The 19,957-nt window shown below is 44.4% G+C and carries 20 protein-coding genes; 9 read left to right on the forward strand and 11 right to left on the reverse strand.

Translation table 11 applies throughout. The annotated features are described in order from the left end of the window. Positions 1 to 89: 89 nt before the first annotated feature. On the forward strand, positions 90 to 665 hold the full coding sequence (locus OW495_RS05495; protein ID WP_102512892.1) for a sugar O-acetyltransferase: 576 nt from the start codon (positions 90 to 92) through the stop codon (positions 663 to 665). Between the two features lie 64 nt (positions 666 to 729). Here OW495_RS05495 and OW495_RS05500 read toward each other — a convergent pair whose 3' ends face one another. Next, a complete protein-coding gene (locus tag OW495_RS05500; protein ID WP_289885469.1) occupies positions 730 to 1,569 on the reverse strand; it encodes a hypothetical protein in 840 nt (279 codons plus the stop codon). A gap of 213 nt (positions 1,570 to 1,782) precedes the next feature. Then, on the reverse strand, positions 1,783 to 2,718 hold the full coding sequence (locus OW495_RS05505) for an AraC family transcriptional regulator (RefSeq protein ID WP_102512894.1): 936 nt from the start codon (positions 2,716 to 2,718) through the stop codon (positions 1,783 to 1,785). Positions 2,719 to 2,975: 257 nt separating this feature from the next. Here OW495_RS05505 and OW495_RS05510 point away from each other — a divergent pair, with 257 nt between their 5' ends. Both OW495_RS05510 and OW495_RS05515 read left to right on the forward strand, forming a co-directional pair. Then, positions 2,976 to 4,223 carry a membrane dipeptidase gene (locus OW495_RS05510; RefSeq protein ID WP_102512895.1) on the forward strand — a complete coding sequence of 416 codons (1,248 nt, stop codon included), beginning with the start codon at positions 2,976 to 2,978 and terminating at the stop codon, positions 4,221 to 4,223. Between the two features lie 231 nt (positions 4,224 to 4,454). Continuing rightward, on the forward strand, positions 4,455 to 5,168 hold the full coding sequence (locus OW495_RS05515; protein ID WP_102512896.1) for a GntR family transcriptional regulator: 714 nt from the start codon (positions 4,455 to 4,457) through the stop codon (positions 5,166 to 5,168). 49 nt (positions 5,169 to 5,217) lie between these two features. Here the strand turns inward: OW495_RS05515 and OW495_RS05520 are convergent, their stop codons facing one another. Next, positions 5,218 to 6,417: an enolase C-terminal domain-like protein gene (locus OW495_RS05520; RefSeq protein WP_289885472.1), complete on the reverse strand. Its 1,200-nt coding sequence runs from the start codon at positions 6,415 to 6,417 to the stop codon at positions 5,218 to 5,220. 260 nt (positions 6,418 to 6,677) lie between these two features. On the opposite strand from OW495_RS05520, the gene OW495_RS05525 reads away from it, so the two are divergent. The 3 genes from OW495_RS05525 to OW495_RS05535 all read left to right on the forward strand — a co-directional run bounded on the left by OW495_RS05525 (position 6,678) and on the right by OW495_RS05535 (position 9,819). Then, positions 6,678 to 8,111, forward strand: coding sequence for a PTS transporter subunit EIIC (locus OW495_RS05525; protein ID WP_289885473.1), 1,434 nt, complete (start codon positions 6,678 to 6,680; stop codon positions 8,109 to 8,111). 106 nt (positions 8,112 to 8,217) lie between these two features. Then, positions 8,218 to 9,186 (forward strand): sugar kinase, encoded by a 969-nt coding sequence (locus OW495_RS05530; protein WP_289885475.1) that lies wholly within the window; start codon positions 8,218 to 8,220, stop codon positions 9,184 to 9,186. Between the two features lie 3 nt (positions 9,187 to 9,189). Beyond that, positions 9,190 to 9,819: a bifunctional 4-hydroxy-2-oxoglutarate aldolase/2-dehydro-3-deoxy-phosphogluconate aldolase gene (locus tag OW495_RS05535; protein ID WP_289885476.1), complete on the forward strand. Its 630-nt coding sequence runs from the start codon at positions 9,190 to 9,192 to the stop codon at positions 9,817 to 9,819. 96 nt (positions 9,820 to 9,915) lie between these two features. Here the strand turns inward: OW495_RS05535 and OW495_RS05540 are convergent, their stop codons facing one another. The 6 genes from OW495_RS05540 to OW495_RS05565 form a co-directional block, all read right to left on the reverse strand. Further along, positions 9,916 to 11,067, reverse strand: coding sequence for a M20 aminoacylase family protein (locus tag OW495_RS05540; RefSeq protein WP_102297830.1), 1,152 nt, complete (start codon positions 11,065 to 11,067; stop codon positions 9,916 to 9,918). Positions 11,068 to 11,091: 24 nt separating this feature from the next. Further along, a complete protein-coding gene (locus OW495_RS05545; protein ID WP_289885482.1) occupies positions 11,092 to 12,054 on the reverse strand; it encodes an EamA family transporter in 963 nt (320 codons plus the stop codon). Between the two features lie 3 nt (positions 12,055 to 12,057). After that, positions 12,058 to 13,053: a DMT family transporter gene (locus OW495_RS05550; protein WP_048662517.1), complete on the reverse strand. Its 996-nt coding sequence runs from the start codon at positions 13,051 to 13,053 to the stop codon at positions 12,058 to 12,060. Positions 13,054 to 13,133: 80 nt separating this feature from the next. Further along, positions 13,134 to 14,096, reverse strand: coding sequence for a DMT family transporter (locus tag OW495_RS05555; protein WP_052879296.1), 963 nt, complete (start codon positions 14,094 to 14,096; stop codon positions 13,134 to 13,136). 26 nt (positions 14,097 to 14,122) lie between these two features. Continuing rightward, positions 14,123 to 14,893: an aspartate/glutamate racemase family protein gene (locus OW495_RS05560; RefSeq protein ID WP_289885492.1), complete on the reverse strand. Its 771-nt coding sequence runs from the start codon at positions 14,891 to 14,893 to the stop codon at positions 14,123 to 14,125. A gap of 95 nt (positions 14,894 to 14,988) precedes the next feature. Then, positions 14,989 to 16,152 (reverse strand): Xaa-Pro peptidase family protein, encoded by a 1,164-nt coding sequence (locus OW495_RS05565; protein WP_048662519.1) that lies wholly within the window; start codon positions 16,150 to 16,152, stop codon positions 14,989 to 14,991. Positions 16,153 to 16,494: 342 nt separating this feature from the next. On the opposite strand from OW495_RS05565, the gene OW495_RS05570 reads away from it, so the two are divergent. The 3 genes from OW495_RS05570 (at position 16,495) to dpaL (ending at position 18,881) form a co-directional block, all read left to right on the forward strand. Then, the gene (locus OW495_RS05570; protein ID WP_017095787.1) at positions 16,495 to 17,172 is read left to right on the forward strand and encodes a PAS domain-containing protein; all 678 of its coding nucleotides are present in this window, start codon (positions 16,495 to 16,497) and stop codon (positions 17,170 to 17,172) included. 22 nt (positions 17,173 to 17,194) lie between these two features. Then, positions 17,195 to 17,578 carry a RidA family protein gene (locus tag OW495_RS05575; RefSeq protein ID WP_004732389.1) on the forward strand — a complete coding sequence of 128 codons (384 nt, stop codon included), beginning with the start codon at positions 17,195 to 17,197 and terminating at the stop codon, positions 17,576 to 17,578. 124 nt (positions 17,579 to 17,702) lie between these two features. Further along, the gene (gene dpaL / locus OW495_RS05580; protein ID WP_102280004.1) at positions 17,703 to 18,881 is read left to right on the forward strand and encodes a diaminopropionate ammonia-lyase; all 1,179 of its coding nucleotides are present in this window, start codon (positions 17,703 to 17,705) and stop codon (positions 18,879 to 18,881) included. Between the two features lie 111 nt (positions 18,882 to 18,992). On the opposite strand, the gene OW495_RS05585 is transcribed toward dpaL, so the two are convergent. Both OW495_RS05585 and OW495_RS05590 read right to left on the reverse strand, forming a co-directional pair. Then, positions 18,993 to 19,532 (reverse strand): disulfide bond formation protein B, encoded by a 540-nt coding sequence (locus tag OW495_RS05585; RefSeq protein ID WP_280620432.1) that lies wholly within the window; start codon positions 19,530 to 19,532, stop codon positions 18,993 to 18,995. A 9-nt stretch (positions 19,533 to 19,541) separates the two neighbouring features. Continuing rightward, entirely contained in the window at positions 19,542 to 19,697 is a 156-nt protein-coding gene (locus OW495_RS05590; protein ID WP_029223582.1) for a DUF5993 family protein, read from the reverse strand. Positions 19,698 to 19,957: the final 260 nt, after the last annotated feature.

The raw sequence follows: 19,957 nt of genomic DNA on the forward strand, positions 1-19,957 counted from the left end.
ACGCAGTTATTGAGCGTTTTAACCAGCTAGGATGACCAGTTATTTACTACGATTGGTATTAAACCGAGACTCTCGGAAAGTGGGCAAGCATGAGTAATACAAACGTTAAAACTGAACTAGAGAAGATGCTATCTGGGCAAGTGTATGATGGTGCAGACCAAGAAATTGATACCATGCGTTCCAATGCCAGAAAGGCGCTAATGGCTTTCAACAACCACCAAGACCCGGACCAGCAACACACATTGCAAGAGCAGCTATTTGGTAAGGTTGGTAGTAGCAGCTTAATCCAGCCCCCTTTTCATTGTGAGTTTGGCAAAACCATCGAGATTGGCGACGACACCTTCATTAATATGAACGCAGTCATGCTAGATGGTGCGAACATCAAGATTGGTAACAATGTTTTAATTGGACCAAGTGCCCAATTCTATACGCCATCACACTCCCTTGATTATCGTAGCCGCCGTAAATGGGAAACCTTCTGTTTACCAATTACAATCGAAGATGATGTGTGGGTTGGCGGTAACTCAGTGATCAACCAAGGCGTAACAATTGGGGCTCGTTCAGTGATTGCAGCGAACTCTGTAGTCAACAGCGATGTACCGCCAGACTGCTTATACGGTGGTACACCAGCGAAGTTGATTCGACATCTGAATACCGAACAATAAAGCTAATTAAAAGAACAAATAGAAAAGAGGCGATGTACATATCAAACATCACCTCTTTTTTTGATCAATTAGACGTGCCTCTTCTATCGAATGGATTTCGTTCCATGGCCTTTTCATACTCACTTTTCGGGCCACTCAAGTACATGGTTTTGACGAACTTTTCCCAATCAGAAAACAGCGATTCTAGTGGCTGGTCGGTAAACTGTGATGGATCCCCATTGCTTTTAATGAGATCAACAAACGCCGCTTCTCCCCATGAACGTTCAATAAACTCACCGACCGTATACCCAAGCTCATAAACAGCCGAGCTATTGTTCGGCTTATTGTATAAGTCCTGAGCCAGACCATCGAAACGACGACTGATGGCATGTCTGTTACTCAGGTGAAACCAATAATCTTCAGACTTATAGATAGCGATAGCTTCCCATAACCAACGCGGGTTATTCGCGAAGTTAGGGTTCACTTGCAGAGTCAGCAAGTGTACGAACTCATGCAATGCGGTTTTATGGATCTCACCACCAAAATAGAGCAGCCTAATTTCATTGCTTTTAGGGGCAATATACCCCGTAGAGAAAGCATATCGATACCCTATGCTCCGCTCCTGCTCATCCAAATAGGCTTTTTGGTTTCGCCACACCCTAACAGTCACTTTCGGGATAGAATCAAGCTCAAACGTTTTCATCAAAGGCACTTGATTGAGTAACAACGTATTATGGATGCTAGGAATGACAGAGGGTGACGTCCCATCATAGAGAACATATTTGAACTGCCCTTTATCTGATTCGTAGCAATCAACACACGTTGGTTCTCCGCGAATTTGAAATGCTGCCGCAACCAATAAAACCATTGCCGATATTGCTAAAATCGAGAACGTAACGATTGACTTAGATGAGTATCTTTTCATTTTCTATATCCTCAAACGAAGACATGATTCGAATGAGCGTCACTGTTTCAGATTGACACAAAATGCCGCACATCAAGATTCATAATTAATACTGATAAAATAATGACCTCTCGTATGAGATACAATCAATTGAGCACAAAAAAGGCCATCATTACGATGGCCTTCTCAATATTCACAAGTGGAACAATAAGTTGAAAATTAAGTGATGCCGTTTCACGAGTTCCGCTTTTTCCATTGGTACGGCGTGATGCCATTGGCTCGTTTGAAAGCTCGAATAAATTGCGACGCATCGGCATACCCTAAGTGCTGAGCAACATCCGCTATCGAGTACGCTTGATCGGCAAGTACACGTTTTGCAAAATCAAAGGCCAATGACTCTTTAACCTCTCTAAAGGTAGTATTTTCTTGTGAAAGCGCTCTTTGAATGGTGCGTTTCCCGAGCGAATTTAAGTCGCAAAATGTATCCAAGTCGAGATCCATTCGCCCAATGTATGGCGACAGCGCTTCAGCGACTTTACTGGTATCTGTCATCGACTGGGCTTGCACTTCCAAGGCACACTCCTTCGCCAGTGGAGGGTACTGAATACATGTACTCGCCTGACCTAAATACTGTGGTGTGTCCGTTTGGATTTTTAGCTCACTCAGTTGTTCTGAACTTCGCGTAACTAGGTCATAACGGATCGGTTTTCCTAAATCGGCATAATGCGATTTAAAGTAAGCGTGGGTATAAACGATAAGAAACAACTCAGACTCAACATGGCTTGCCACGCTCGTTGTCATTTTGAATGAAATCGACAAGCCTCCTGAACCCTGCTTTACAAGCAAGTTACCAACTGGAAATTGAAGTAAAAAATCTTGTATGGAAAGTTCCGAGAATTGCAGTTCTTGAGCAGCGCGGTCTGCACTCTCTAACAGCAAAGAAGTGAACGCAGAGGGGCTCAGGTGATCTTTTAAACTCCTCAAGAAAAGCGCAAATACATTAAATGGCACATACCTCGCTGATGAGGTATCCATGCTGAATGGCAAGCTAACATCTGAAGCCAATTTTGCTGGCGATGAGTTACTCAGAGCAAGCCATTTTTTTTCTTGCAAGCCTTGTTGAAAGTGAGACACCACGCGCTTATCTATCAACGGAATATCAAGACCCATTTACCCTTCCTCTTTCAATTTACCCATGTCGCCAAATGCACATTTACCATTTTGAGCTTAGCTACAACAGCCTCAAGTTAACAAGCCTTAACTAGAGTTTTCATCAATAAAGTGAAATACATATCTAACAACAACAGATTTGATTTCTAAATATGACAGGGTTATCAATTTTAAATAACTCGACGATACCGTCAGGGTCTACTATTAAATTCAGGCATAAATATAAATGGACTTAAGCCAGTAATTGAGAGGTTTTCATGTTTAAAAAGATAACGTTAGTCGCGGCGAGCATTGCAATGAGTTGTGGTGTTGCCCACGCGAGTATCGAAAGCAAAACTTGGCCAGCATCAGACAAAGCCAAAACATTCGTTCAAGATACTATCGTGATTGGTATGCTCGCGAGCCCATACGGCGCAGGTTGGGAGGATGACCAACAGCTATTGGACTACTTTCAAGGCGCACGTGACGCGGGTATTACAGGGCATGAGTACACGGTAACAGCGGCTGACCATAACTTTGATGATTTCCTATTCCACCATCACAAGCATCGTTCAGCCATGGCTAAACAGCCTGAGAATTTCATCGTAGCGCATTCAAACCACGATATTGAGAAAGCTCACACAGAAGGAAAAACCGCGGTTCTTTGGAATAGCCAAACCGCGACTATCTTGGACGAAGATGTCACCAAGATGGCGATCTTGAAGGACATGGGTCTAAAAAGCATGATCTTGGCTTATAACGACATTTTCAGAACCGGTTCAGGACAATTAGCGGCCTACAATGGTCGAGATATAGGTCTCACCCCATGGGGAAAATCCGTTATCGACTCAATGGTTCAATACGATGTGATCCTCGATCTCAGCCATACGGGTTCTAAGACAGCCAATGATGCGATGGATTACATGGAAACAAATTATCCTGGAACGCCATTTGTTTACACGCACTCAGTGCCTGCTGGCCTTTATAAGAGTGAGCCAAATGCAACGCCAAAAGGTTGTTACCGTGCAATTCCTGACGATGAAGCGATACGCGCAGCGAAATCAGGAGGCTACATTGCACCTACATTTACCGAGTGGATGATGGACGGTGTTTGGCCGGAAGATATTTCTCCCGTCCAAGCTGCAGATATGGTTGATTACTATGTGAAACTGGTAGGCGTAGACCATGTCGGTATCGCAACGGATGATATGTTCTCAACGGACATGGTGATCGATTTCGCAACCAAAAATGCAAAAATGTACGACGATGGCGGCTACATGATTGAAGCCTTTAACAAAGGGGCGACGGGCAATGGCGAATTAGCGAAGATCCTTGCCGCGATCACAGATGAGCTTTGGAAGCGTGGCTACAGCAACGACGACCTTGCCAAGATCTACGGCGGTAACAAGATGCGAGTTTTCGCTCAAGTGTCTGAAAATGTTGACCCTGACGAATTCCAAAAAGAATATGCAAAACGCCTGAAAGAGTTAACCAAGCTAAGAAATGAAAACTTAGCGAAGCAGTAGCTGTAACTCGTTAGCTTACTGAGAGTGAGCAAACACAACTTACTAAAAGCACGCCAATGATGGCGTGCTTTTTTGTTTGAACGAACTCGATAACGCGCCTAACGAACCGTTATTACCATCACCCACATAGCCTTCTATGTTACAATTTCAAGCCGTTAAGAGCGTGCTGAATCCCTGATTTAGTTCACTATTCTTTAATCACTGTGAATACACTTTAAAAGTTATTGGCCTATGAAAAAGTACGAATTAGTTGTTCAAGATATTGTGAGCAAGATCTGCCAAAACAGTATTAATCACAAACTGCCAGCTGAAAGAGAACTCTCTGAAATATATGGATTATCTCGTTTCACGATTCGTAAAGCACTAGCCAAGCTAGAGGCTATTGGCATGGTGAAATCTAAGGTGGGTTCGGGGTACTTCGTTAATACCTCTTTAATTGGTACTCCCTTAGTCTATAACTCAATCACTGAAAACAGCTTTGAAGAAATATCTTATAAAAAGATTCAATTAAATAAAACGCTACCAAACCAACATGAACAACAAATATTTTCGTTATCTGATGATGAGTATATTTGGAAGATTAGACGACTGAGGTTAATAAATAATAAAGTCGTTCAGATTGAAGAGGCAAAAATACCTGTCAGTATCTTCCCTGAAATGAATACAGAGATCATTGAAAACTCTATTCAAAAACACGCGTTAGCACATGATTTAGAGATCGATAGTTACCTCACTACCTATCAAGCGATCAACGTATCCAAAGATGACGCTGACCTTCTGGGTTGCAAAAAGAATGCGGCAGCAATGAACATCACCAACCGAGGGTTCTTAACCTCTGGCGAACTATTCATTGTCAGCGATATCATCGACATCAACTATCAATGCACCTACCACACACCTTTTAACAGTGAGAGCATGAACTTCAGAGATAAAAATAGCCGCTAGTGCGGCTATTTTATTGCGTTACTCAGTGACCGAATAGGTACTGTTTGAGTTATGGAGTGTGAATCGCGCCATCAGGAAGGCGACTTTGAGTCCACTCGTGGGGGCGATACATTACAGGGAACTCAGCGGCAACCTCTTGGTCGATTTCAACACCAATACCTGCGATTTCAGAAGCGTATAAGTAGCCATTAATTGGCTCTGCCGCATTTGGGAATACCTTGTGCGTATTCTCGTTGTATTCGACATGTTCTTGAATCGCTGCATTGTGTAAATGCACATTCAAATGCGTGTTTACCGCAGCACCAATTGGCGTCATATCTGGTGGGCAATGCCATGCAATACGAACACCGAAATTCTGACATAGATGACCTAGTTTCAGAGCCGGAGTAATGCCACCAATTTGTGAAACATGACAACGAATGAAATCAATACGGCGGTTAGCAATCAAAGACTTCCACTCTTCAGGGTTATTAAATAACTCCCCTAAACCCAATGAAACCGAACTTTGGCTACGAATATTATCCAGCCATTCCGTTTGATTTGGCGGCAGAATATCTTCAATGAAGTAAGGCTTATATTGCTCAACTTCTTTGGCAAATTGTATTGCTTGGTTCGGGAAAAGGCGCTCATGAACATCATGAAGAATATGGAATTTATTACCGTATTTCTCTCTCAACGACTTAAACATCGTTAGTGTATTGTCCATGTACTGATCTTGGTCGTAATACGAACCTTCAGTTGGGTTTTGAGTGGTATGCAAATTGGTTGGAACACCGCCATAGAAACCAAGCTGGCAACGAATATGCTTGTAACCTTTGTCTAGGAAAGATTCCACCAACTCATAAATACCTTCCATTGTGTCGCTAGTCGCATGTGTGTATACAGGAATAGCATCACGAGACTTACCACCAAATAATTGATGTAACGGCATGCCCGCTAATTTGGCTTTAATATCCCACAGTGCCATATCAACACCGGAAATTGCATTATTGATAACAGGGCCATTTCGCCAATAAGCGTTGACCATCATCATTTGCCATAAGTCTTCAATATTATTAGCGTTTTTACCAATAAGAATAGGTTTTAAATATTCATCGACCATTGTTTTTACAGCAAGCGGTCGTTGTTGGAATGTCGCACAACCAAACCCAGTTACGCCTTCATTCGTTTCAACTACTACGGTAATGAGGTTGTGTCTGTCTGGTTTAGTAATAATACAATGGATATCAGATATAATAGTTTCTTTCACAATTAAATAACCTAAACTTAAGTCAACTCCTATTATCTAACCGCTTTAAAAACCACATTTCAAGCGCTAATTTTCGGTAAAAATAATTGGTACGTTAAGTGTTTTTTTTTGATTAACAAAACATACCAATTGGCCAAAAATGGTGAAAAAATAATTTTTCGAATTTCAAGTGTGATTGAGATCTCTTTTTACTGCGTTGGAATTAAATTGGTTGTCGTTATGATTACTCGAGTTAAATATATTCCAATAACAGGTGTAGTATGCAAGTGGTAGAAAAGAGTGATGCCGTTATTAATAACTCGAAGTCATCATCGAAAAATAAAAATTTCAAAGAAAATATACAGTTATTAGTCACTGCACTTGGTGGTGAAGACAATATCGTGAGTATCACACACTGTATGACAAGGCTGCGATTCAAATTGGCAGACGAGTCTCTGGTAGACGAAGATACGATCAAGCAGATCGCTGATGTGAAAGGTGTGGTACTTCAACAAGGTCAAACTCAAGTCATCATCGGTGTTGAAGTAGAGAAGTGGTTTAACGCGCTATCAAACACTCAACAAGCTGACGCTAATCCGGCTGATGAGCTAGAGAAAGGCAAACTGTTCCAAGGCGTGATGCGCATTGTCGCGGGTATCTTCGGCCCTGTAGTTCCTGCGATTGCCGGTGCAGGTATGTTGATGGGCTTACTTTCTGGCCTTATCGCAACCAATGTTATCTCTGAAACCTCAGACACGGTTTATTTCTTCCGCTCTATCTCTGTTGCTGTGTTCTTCTTCTTACCTATGTTGGTCTCTTTCTCTGCAGCCAAAGTATTTAAGGTGAACGAATACATTGCGCTTGCTGTTTCCTCTGCAATGTTAGCACCCAAGCTAGTAGATAAAGCGGTGATGCTAAAAGATGCTGGCGCTGCACCTGAGCTGACGGTGCTAGGCGTGGTTCCTATTGAACTGCTTAACTACGGCGGCGCGATTGTTCCTGCGATTCTAGCAATCTGGTTATTGTCTAAAGTTACTCCGTTAGTTGACCGTCTAGTTCCTTCTTCTGCGAAGCCTGTATTTACACCACTGCTTGCCTTTACGGTGACTTCAACCATCACACTATCATTTGTTGGCCCTGCGGGTATCTGGCTAAGTAATGGCGCGGGTTGGGTGATGAGTTCACTACTGGAAATCTCTCCGACGTTAACAGGCTTTGTTTTCGGTCTGACTCGCCCGATTACCATCGTATTTGGTATCCACCACAGCATGACGCCGATTAGCCTGAACAACTTTGCACTGTATGGTAAGGATTTACTTATGCCAATCATGTGTTTAGGTAACATGGCAATTGCTGGTGCGACAATGGCAATCTGGCACAAGCAGCGCAAAACAGTTTCTAAAGAGCAATCTTCAATTACTATGGGCTCAAGCGTTACCGCTATCTTAGGCATCACGGAGCCAGCTCTATTTGGTGTCCTAACGAAATACACCAAAGCGATGATGACCGCGAGTTTGGCTGCAGGTGTGTTCGGTGCTATCTCGGTAACAATCGATACCCATTTAACCAGCTACATTCTTTCTTCTGTATTCAGCTTACCGGCTTACCTTGCAGGCGGTACGCAAAACTTCATTCAAGCACTAATGGGCGTGGTTGGTGTGTTCGCACTGTCTTATGTTCTAACGCTGTTGTTCGTGAAACTAGACAACAAGTAAGACCTCCTCTCAAGCTATTGGGAAAAGAATCGACGTGGCTACTTTCCTTGTAGCCACGTTCCATCATTTATACCTAGCAATACCAATTTTTCTGTAAGGGCACACTATGAGCCACATTGCGATTATCGGCGAGTGCATGATAGAACTGAACGGCGCTCCATTCGGTACCATGCAACAGACCTATGGTGGGGATACGCTCAACGCCGCTGTTTATTTGAACCGAAGTGCCACCAGCTATTCCTGTTCGTCAGATACACCTATGATTCGTACCAGTTATGTAACAGCGCTAGGCTCAGACGCTATCAGTCAGCAGATGCTTAACCGATGGCAAGATGAAGGGCTATCAACTGATTTCGTACTGATTGACGAACAGCGCTCGCCAGGCCTGTACCTGATTCAATTAGACGACGTTGGTGAACGCACATTTCTGTATTGGCGTAATGACTCGGCTGCTCGCTACATGGTACAGCACCCAGATTTCGACAAAATAACCGCCCAACTTGAAGATGTCGATATGGTGTTTTTGAGTGGAATCTCTCTGGCGATCTTGCCTCATGGCGATCAGCTAAAGTTACTCACTATCATCCAAGGTCTACGTGAACGCGGCGTGGCCATCGCCTTTGATAGTAACTACCGACCAAAGTTGTGGGGATCACAAGACGCAACCAAAGAGTGCTATCTATTGGGCTATAAAACGACGGATATCGCCTTGGTTACCTTTGATGACGAACAGCTGCTATGGGGCGATCAAACGCCACAAGACACCATAAAAAGACTGCATACACTCGGCGTCAAAACCGTTGTTGTAAAGCTTGGTGCTGAAGGCTGCTTGATCAGTGAAAACCTCGAAGATATGCCAGTAAAAGTCACAACGACACCGGTCGAAACTGTGGTTGATAGCACCTCTGCAGGCGACTCTTTTAACGGTGGTTTCTTATCTTGCTATCTCGCTGGAGGTTCTGTTTCAGAAGCCTGCCAACAAGGTAATGCACTCGCGAGACTAGTGATTCAACACCACGGTGCAATTATTCCAAAAGCCATCACCGATACTCTTTCAAACCCTATTAAGAAGTAAACCATGCCTACAATTAATGACCAATTAAAAGCACTTAAAGTTATCCCTGTTATCGCGATTGATAACGCTGAAGATATTATTCCACTAGGTAAAGTTTTAGCGGAAAACGGTCTGCCTGCAGCAGAAATTACTTTTCGTTCTGACGCCGCTGTTGAAGCTATTCGACTGCTACGAGAAGCTCAGCCAGACATGCTGATTGGTGCCGGAACAATTTTGAATGGTGAACAAGCACTGGCCGCGAAAGAAGCGGGGGCAACCTTTGTGGTATCTCCGGGATTCAATCCAAACACGGTTAAAGCATGCCAAGAGATCGGCATCGACATCATTCCAGGTGTGAACAATCCAAGCACCGTTGAAGCGGCATTAGAAATGGGATTAACGACACTCAAATTCTTCCCAGCTGAAGCCTCTGGTGGACTCAGCATGGTGAAATCACTCGTTGGCCCATACGGCGATATTCGGCTAATGCCTACAGGCGGCATTACGTCATCAAACATCGACAATTACTTGGCTGTACCTCAAGTATTAGCCTGCGGTGGCACTTGGATGGTGGATAAGAAGCTCGTTGAAAACGGAGAGTGGGATGAGATTGCCCGCCTAACGCGAGAGATTGTTGAGCAGGTAAATAGCTAAGCACATAAGTAGCTAATCTAAACTGTTCGCAGATTTGGAAATGCGTTACATACAAAAAGAGCGAGAGGCTGGCCTCTCGCTCTTTTTTTGTTCAATTTACTGTGACAATTGTTGTTCTACCAAAGTCTTCCAGAACCCAACACCGTGCTCTAGAATATTGTCGTTGAAATCGTAGTGTGGATTATGAAGCGCAGTGCCTCCACATTCACCAACACCATTCCCAACTAGCACATAGCACCCTTTTACTTCGCGTAACATGAACGAGAAATCCTCACTGATGGTGAAGCGTTCACAAGCTCCATTCACATTATCTTCACCAACAACCGCTTGTGCTGCTTTCACTGCGTGAGCCGTCTCTTCCGGCGTGTTAATCGTTGATAAGAAGCTGTTGTTGAAGTGGTATTGATAATCAACACCTGCCGACATACACTGTCCAGCGACAACACGCTCAATCGCTTTCTCAATTTTATGCAATGCTTGATCGGTAAAGCTGCGAGTGTCACCAGAAATAGTCACTTGCGAAGGAATCACATTCACGGTGCCATTGGTAACAAAATTAGTCACCGAGATAACCGCCGTCTCATCAATGGCGCTCAAATTACGCGAAACGATGGTTTGCAGTGCTGTGACCACCTGAGCTCCAACAACAATCGGATCGGTTCCCATGTGTGGCATCGCCGCGTGGCCGCCCGTCGCTTTGATCACAATCTCAAAACTGCTTTCACTTGCCATAAGCGAGCTTGGACGGGTCACAAATTTACCTTCTGGGATACCCGGTAAGTTATGCATAGCGTAAATCGCATCCATATTCCAACGAGTGAACAGGCCATCAGCGATCATCGCTTTCGCTCCTGTGCCTCGCTCTTCATCTGGTTGGAAAATGAAGTATACAGTGCCATCAAATTGCTTACTGGTTGCTAACTCTTGCGCCGCACCCAGTAGCATCGCGGTATGGCCATCATGTCCACAAGCGTGCATCGCTCCTTCATGTTTTGAAGCGTGACAAAAAGTGTTCTGTTCATGAATGCGCAGCGCATCCATATCCGCACGTAGACCAATCGAGCGATCGCTTGTGCCATTTTTCAGAATTCCAAGCACACCTGTTCCGCCAATACCGCGGTGAACTTCAATGCCGAACTCTTCGAGCTTGTTCGCTACGAATTCAGATGTTATGAACTCTTCAGTGCCGAACTCTGGGTACTGATGTAAATGGCGGCGCCATTCTGTAACGTTGGCAATGTTAGTCATGGAAACTCCAATAAATACTTAAAATTAATTTGTTAAAACTGTTTTAGATGTCATCTCGCGGGACTTGTTGGATGCAGCAAACAGCATCATTGCCACAATAATCAAGCCAACAGCCAGCGCCCTAAAAGGTGTGATGGGTTCTCCAAACACCAAAACAGCGATGAAAAATGCAGACATAGGGATGAGGTTTAAAGCCATACTGCTGCCTTCAACACCAACACGCTCTATGCCGTATATGTATGCGATGTAGCCCAGCCCTGATACAAAGCCACCTAGCACGATAATGCAGAGTAACGACCAAGAAGGGCGAATCACCAGTAACAGGCTTGGTACATCAAGGCCTGAAACCAGTAAGTAAATGAAAAATCCAACCGCCGCAAAACCAAATTGATAATGCATGGTGCAAGTTGCACCGTATTTTTCTGCAAGCTGAGCGCGTAAATGAGTCACCGACGCAAAGCTCAGCACACTCAATAGACAAATCAGGTGCCCGATGTTTACTCCTCTATCTTGAGACGTAAACGGAGGAGCTAGCACTAACATGGTGACGCCAACCAAAGCGATTCCGCTAGAGACGATTTGCATACGAGTAAATCGAGCGCCGTAAAAAAGCTGACCTATCGCCAAGATAGCAATGGGAACAAGTCCCTGAATAACGCCATTTTCTGACAGTGAAATATAGTCCAATGAGAGAAACGAAAGAAAGCTAAACAAACCTTGGCCAACGACACCGCATACCAACAACTTGAATAGATCGCTCCGATTATCCCAACTAAACGCCAACTTCGGTTTGCTTTGAGTTTTCTTGTGGATCATTGCTGAGAAAATCAGGACTAAAGATAAAACAAAGAATGCCATCATGTAGCGTAACCACACCAACAATCGCGCATCAATGGTTTGTAATGGCAAGGTAGCTAATGCGCCCTCAGAGCCCCATAACAACCCTACGCCAATCGCCGCCATCCAACCTTTAGTCACTGATTTCATCACTTAGCTCGCTTCTGGTGTTGCTTTTTTATCGCAAGCTAAATTTTCTGAAGATTGTTCTTCCTGCTTTGTCTCAAACTTCGTGAACACGTAAAGTGCGACCACAATTAATGAAACAACGATGGTTTTGCCCATTGCCATCTGTTCGCCAAGTGTTAAAACCGCCACTAAGTAGCCAACCAAAGGCATGAGATTTAATGCCATCGTTGCCTTTTCGACACCGATACGCTTGAAAGAATACAATTGAATCAAGTAGCTACCGCCAGAGATACCCGTACCTAAGAAAATAAGCAAAGCAATTAACAGCGGGCTAGAGAAGATAATGTAAATCTGAGATAGGTCTAAGCCCATGGTCAATACAACAATGATGCCCATTACTGCAACTGAGATGTATTGGTAAAGCATCGAAACAACTGAACCGTATTTGTCCGCTAAACTAGCTCGCAAGTGGGCTGTCCACGCTAACGCCAGCATTGAACACGTCACGTAAACGTAACCTAGTAGTGGCGTACCACCTTCAATGGAGTTTGTCGGACCAACACTCATTGCGTAAATACAAACCGCCGAAGCAATGAAAGCACCCCACTGAATCTTGTTCATGCGGAAGTTCATAAACATCATGCCAAAGAAAACCGTCGCGAACGGCTGCATGCCTTGAATAACACCGTTTTCAGTCGCACCAATGTGAGAAAGAGAAAGGAAGTTGAACAGTGAAAACACACCTTGTCCAACGATGCCACAAAGCGCAATGCGACCAATATCTTTGGTATCGATCTTTAATGAAGAACCCAAGTCAGCGCTTAAGCTTTTGCTACGTGATGTAAAAAAGAAAATGATGGAAAGGCCAATTACCGCAGTAACGTAGCGGAAAAATACCAATGTCATCGGGTCAACAGCCATAGAGAGCGGCTTAGATACCACCCCAGTTACGCCCCAGATACAGGCAACAGCAATGGCAGCAGTCCATCCTAAAAATGTGTCTCTGTTTGTTGTGTTCATCTGTCTATCTTCCATAATCTTTAGGTAACGGCGGTGCGCACACCGCCTTGTTACTCATAATTTTATTGAGTGTTTTTTCGCTAGTTAACGTCTGTCGCCGTTTTCAGCTGAGGCGCTTTTTTCTTCGCCTTACCAAACTTCATGAACAACATCATTGAGCCAATAACGACTGCAATCGCTAGTAGTCGCATTGGCGTTACCGCTTCACCGAGAGCAAACACAGCCAGGACAAAAGAAGACAGAGGCATCAAGTTAAGTGCCATACCCGTTCCGTCTACGCCAACTCGTTCCATTGCATAGATGTAGATTAGGTAGCTGATACCTGAAATACCCACCCCCAGAATTGCAATACAAGCCATACGAAGTGGAGAACTGAAAATACCGAGAGCTGAAGAGAAATCGGCGCCGACAACCAGTAGGTAAAGACCGAAGCCAATTGCCGCAAAAACAAACTGGTGATACATCGTCGCCACTGAACCATATTTCTCAGCAAGCTTGGCACGAGCGTAAGCCATCGTAGAGAAGCTCGCGGCACTACCCAGACAGATCAAGTGACCAATGTTAAATCCGCTGCCTTCAACAGAAGGGTCCATGACCAAAATAGCGACACCAACGAAGGCGCCAACAGCTGCCAAGATTTGTAGTGGTGTAAAACGCTCGCCGTGGCGAAGGAAACCAACACACAAAATGATGATTGGGATAAGGCCTTGGATCACGCCGTTTTCTGAAGCGGTAATGTAATCAAGAGATAGGAACGATAGAAAACTGAAAGCACCTTGACCAATAATGCCGCAACATGCCGCCCAGAAGATGTCGTGTCGGTTTGCCCAATTAAGTTTAAAATCGACTTTTTTCTGTGGTTTACCCATCGCATTGCTGACTTGGATAATCACAAACAGCGTAATGAAAGCGACGGTATAGCGAACCCATACCAAGACTTGTGCATCCATTACTTCTAAAATAGGTGTCCCTACGATCCACGGAATACCCCAAAGCATGCCAATGAAAATGGCAGCTAACCAACCTTTAGTTGTATTACTCATCTTAAAATTCCTTTATTCATTGGTTGCTATTGATTTAGCAATTGTCCGTAACCTGGACATTGAGCTTTGTTGCCGACTAAGTGCATGCAGTGCCAGAACATCGCAGAGTTGCTGCACACGACTGGGATACCAAATCGATCTTCAATCTCTTGAATGTGGTCAAGAACACGAAGGTTGGTGCAAGACATAAACACCACTTCGGCACCAGAGCCCGGCAACATTTTGCTCAACGCTTCCATCATCGATTCCTTTGAAACCGTCGTGATGTCAGTGTCTTTCTCAATGCCAAGTGAACCTAAAACAGGAACTTCAAAGCCAGCGGCAGTCAGTTGTTGATAAAGAGGGAAATTCACTTCTGTTGGGTAGGGGGAAAACACGGCAACTTTTTTTGCACCCAAGTGCTTAAATGCGGCTTGAGCAGCTGTCCATGGGTTGGTTGCGGGAATATCACCGCGATTTTGTGTAAGAAGGCTAGCGACTTTTTCTTCACCGATAATGATAGAAGCTGAAGTGCAACCAAACGCCATGACATCCATGGGTAAACCCGTCGCTATTAGATCGGATGCTTCGCTGATACCAACCGCAATTTGGTCGAGCGCTTCTGGAGTCATTTCGCTACTGTAATAAACACGGGAGCTAAACACTCCTGCTTGTGTGCCCAGTAATTTTGCCCAGTCCATCTCTAAAGAGTGGTCAGTACTTAGTTGCACTAAACCGATATGAACTCGACCAATCCTTGGAGCCTGAACGTGCTGTAATGGGATTTCAAATTGTCGAAACTGTTCTATTGTTTGCATGAGAAACTCGTATTTTTATAGTTTTTATGTGCTGACTCCAGAATCCAGAGTCAGCTTTTGTAGGGTGTTTAATTTGTACGGTGTTAAATTTTGAGCTAAATAATGATCAGTTCTGGTTCAGCTCGTTCGCTCAACCATTCAGCGCCGTCTTCAGTGATCACGATGTTCTCTTCGTGAACCATCGACTTACCCGGTGCGTAAACCATGCCCGGTTCTAGTGTCATCACCATGCCTGGCTTAAGTACTGTGTTGTCGGTAGCGGTGTTAGACGGGCGCTCTGTCAGCTCCATACCTAAACCATGACCTAGACGACCAACGTCGTTACCCAATGCACCATTGGCTTCTAATACTCCCCACATCGCGTTGTAGATGTCCGTCGTGGTTGCGCCCGGTTTCGCTGCCTCGAAGCCTTTCGTGGTCGCTTCGTAAGTAGCGCGGTATGCCGCTTTGGTTTGCTCACTTGCATGACCAAATGCCCAGTTGCGGTCGAAATCAGAGAAATAACCATCACGTACAGCACCCGTATCGATGATCAACACATCTCCCGGTTCAATGATGCGATCTGTTGGGCCCATGATGATGCTGTCATAACCATCAGGCCCTGAGCCTGCGATGATGTAAGGACATTCATCTGCACCTTCTAACAACATATCGATACGGAACTGTTTACAGATTTCACGCTCGGTCATGCCGGCTTTTGCGTAACCCGGAATCTTGCTAAACCCAACGTTAGTAATGCGGCAGATTTCACGTGTTTTCTCGATTTCAGCTTGTGATTTGATCTGACGAAGTTCATGCATTGCTAAAGACACATCAACAAAGTCTTTCTTAACCATGGTGGTTAATTTCAAGTAGTTGTTCACCGGCATACGTAGGTGAGATTCAATGCCCAGCGTTGCGCCTACTCGGCCATGACGACAAGGCAGAGAGTTCAATGCGCTAGCTACTAAGCTAATGCCATCATCTTCAGGGCGAGGAGAAGGCCAAGTAATAATGTTGTCGACCCATGTTCCCGCCATACCACTTGCTCCTATTTCAGGAACAATCGCAATCGGCTTTCCTTCTGCAGGAACGATGACAAACCATGGACGAGTTGGGCTATGCCAAAACTGAGTGTGGAAGCCAGTGAAGTAGCGAACGTTTGGCTCGGTTGTGAAAATCATCGCATCCAGATTCATCTCATGCATGACTTTTTGAGCGCGTGATGTTCTGTGTTCAAACTCAGCTTGTTCAAAGCCGCGGTTTAGGTAGTTAGTCATTGGAACCTCTAATTATTGTATTTAGGTAGGCACTTCTGCTGCTCTTCACAACCAGTAACCAACCCTATAGTTCAATTTTGTTTACGTTACGCTGAGCATCTTACTGACATTTCAGTTAAATAATGTGACCAAGATCTTAGGGTTAACTATAGTGACCAGAAACCATCTAAAACTGGAAATATTGTTGATTACGATCAATTTTGGGTACTTATTTGTAACTTTAGGCTTGTGTAGGGAGCGGATATATAGTCTTATAGTTACATAAAGTTAATTGGCAACTTGAAATGCATCGATTAACCAAAGATAATGAAAGGCAATTAAAGTTAACAACAGTGGTCTAAAATGAACGCATCAGCATATAAATCGTTTAACGTTGAATTCACCGACAATGATAGAGAGCATCTCGCACTGAACTTTCGCTTAGCCGAAACCATTGCCGACTTTATTGGTCCGCACTGTGAGGTTGTGATTCATTCATTTGAGAGCTTTGAAAAGTCGGTAGTGAAGATAGTGAACGGCCACCACACGGGTCGAGAAGTAGGGTCACCTATCACCGATCTAGGGCTGAAAATGCTGAGTGTGTTTGAGAGCACTGGTGAGGTCACGCCAAAGAGTTACTTCACCACCAGCAAAGATGGGTCACTGCTTAAATCTACGACCTGTGTGCTAGCTGGAGAAAATGGCAAACCGATTGGGCTGTTCTGTATCAATATGAACTTGTCTCACCCGTTTCCTGAGATCATAAAAACTTTAATGCCAGACATGGCTCATGCCCCTGTGGGTGTGCATGAGAACTTTGGAGCTTCAACAACAGAAGTGATTGAGCAAGCGCTTGAGCACGCTATTTTTGAAGTCGACAACGATGAGTCAGTCAACTTAAAAGGTCGAAACAAAGCCATTACCAAGCTATTGCTTGAGAACGGTATTTTCGAATTAAAAGAGGCGACAGCATTCGTATCTGAGCGTCTTGGTATTACTCGCCACGCTATTTACAAATACATCCGCGAGTTTAGAGCATAGAAATCCTATAAAGAGAAACGAAATGAAAACAAAAATCCATACAGATCTAGCACCAGCAGCAATCGGCCCTTACTCTCAAGGTATGGCATTCAAAGACCTAATCTTCACTTCAGGTCAATTACCGCTTGATGCAAAAACAATGGCGTTTGTTGAAGGTGGCATCAAAGAGCAAGCTCGTATGTCACTAGAAAATCTAAAAGCAGTTTTGGAACAAAGTGGTGGTTCACTGGATACCGTTATTAAAACCACATGTTTCTTATCTGATATGGAAAACTTCGTTGCATTTAACGAGGTGTACACGGAAGTATTTGGTACAGAGAACGCACCTGCACGCTCTTGTGTAGAAGCGGCTCGTCTACCAAAAGACGCATTAGTTGAAGTTGAAGCGATCGCTTACATCAAGTAATCACGAACCGCTTTAATTAAAGACGTATAGCTTAATCCAATAACGTGAAGCTATAACGAAAAAACAAGGTCATTAAGCATCGTTGATGGCCTTTAATTCCTCTGCCTGTATCTAAGTGTGCCCTATGTTAAAACTATCAAAAAATTCATTCTACACTGGTCAAGTCTGCGAACTGTTTACCGCTTCTCAAGCGCAACAAGCGCGTGAGTTTCACCGCCAGATCGAAGGCTACCAACCTACTCCTCTCGTGTCTCTTCCACATCTTGCTAAACAGCTTGGTGTTAAGGCGATCCTCGTTAAAGACGAATCAAAACGCTTCGGTTTGAATGCATTCAAGGTACTCGGCGGTTCTTACGCTCTGGGTCGCCAATTGGCAAAACACCTTGGCATTGATATCTCTGAGATCAACCTTAAAACGGTCGCTTCAAAACTAGAAAAACCACTTGTTTTTACTACAGCAACCGCAGGCAACCATGGTACAGGTGTCGCTTGGGCAGCTCGTGAGATGGGCCAAAAAGCCGTGGTTTACATGCCAAAAGGTTCATCTCAAGCAAGCGTTAACCGTATTCAAGGCCTAGGCGCTGAATGTATCGTGACAGAAGTGAACTACGACGACACGGTACGCATGGCGAACCAAACCGCTCAAGACAACGGTTGGATGCTAGTTCAAGACACGGCATGGGATGGTTATGAAGAGATCCCAACGTGGATTTCTCAAGGCTACATGACAATGGCAGATGAAGCGATTGAGCAAGCTCAAGCATTGGAGTTCGGCGCTCCAACTCACGTTCTTCTGCAAGCCGGTGTAGGCGCAATGGCAGGTGGTGTGTTGGGTTACCTTGCAGATAAACTGGGAGCTGACACCTTTGAAACCATCATTGCTGAACCAGCAGCGGCAGATTGTATTTTCCGCTCTGGCGAGAAAGGCGAAATGGTTAATGTAACGGGCGAGATGAACTCCATCATGGCAGGCCTTGCTTGCGGTGAACCAAACCCAGTAACGTGGCCTGTACTGCGTGATTGCAGCAATCATTTTGTTTCGGTTGACGACAATGTTTCAGCAACGGGTATGCGTATCCTTGGCAACCCACTTAGTGGTGATGAGCAAGTGATCAGTGGCGAATCTGGTGCTATCACACTTGGTTTACTTTACACGTTATGTCGTGAAGGTGCAGACCAAGCAGTACGTGATGAGCTAGGTTTAAACCAAGACGCAACCATCATGTTATTTAGCACTGAAGGTGATACCAACCAACCGCGATACCGCGACATTGTTTGGAACGGCTTACACCACTCTAGCTAACTAAAAGACTCCACAACTCTAATCACAAAGCCACAGCGTATGCTGTGGCTTTTCTTTTGGGGCATCAGATTTAATACTTTCCCCACCTCCTCTTAGCGAGCCACCAGCCCCTTAATTAAGTAACCAATAGCTCACCGGATTATCAGGGCACTGATATGGCCCACATTCGACAAATGTAGCAATAGCATTCAATGCCACCACCACGATTGCTAGTAAACACACAATCCGTCCAAAGTTACTCATTTTGTAGGGTTCGTGAGACTCAGCCTTATTGGTTAGTATCAAGATCACAGCAACACCCAAAATGGTTGCAGCGAACAACACGAAGGCCCAAGTGTAATAATGCATCCCAAAAATAGGGCTACCGTAACCAGGAGTGCCCGGAATCACGTGTAGGGAAACTTGTCTTAACGAGGTGGCCACTCCATACAAAGCGCCAATTAACACAACCCCATAGTGACGCTGTTGGGGCCCATAAACCACATTCAGCATGAAGCCGAACGCGACCATCACAAAGCCAATTCGTTGCAGTAAACACAATGGGCAAGGAAGCTCATTGAGGACAAACTGAAGAATAAAGCCGATCAACAAAACGGCTGTCATACCCAGTAAGCCAAGCGTATTCAGAAGAGTTAATTGATTTCGATTCATGCTAGCTCCTTACAATAAGATCGACAGAGGGTCAGTCGCATGGTGATTAAACCAATACAAACCAAGGATCACTGAGCCAGCGAAAAAGCCATACGCGGCGGTCTTATTGCCGAAAAACCCGCACACCATCGCCACAAGTAACAACAAAAATAATAAAGACATCATAAGAGGCATCCTCTCCTTATTTATCGAGTTCACTCAAGGTGAACGTCATAAAAATATCCACACCTACGCCCTTAATCATGCAACTTCGGTAAATCTATGGATTACGGATTTAAAATCATCAACTTAATAGTTGTTAGTAACCTCTAAGCTGTCAAGTTAGAGACGATAAGTTCATTGACAGGGTTTGCTACGCTTATATTGCTCAGAGAACATTTTGTTATTTTTGCTTTAGCGAGTCTCCGGTATTTATTGACCACTAC

Source organism: Vibrio sp. 14N.309.X.WAT.E.F5 (assembly GCF_030397615.1).
In the GTDB taxonomy this organism is placed as follows: Bacteria; Pseudomonadota; Gammaproteobacteria; order Enterobacterales; family Vibrionaceae; genus Vibrio; species Vibrio lentus.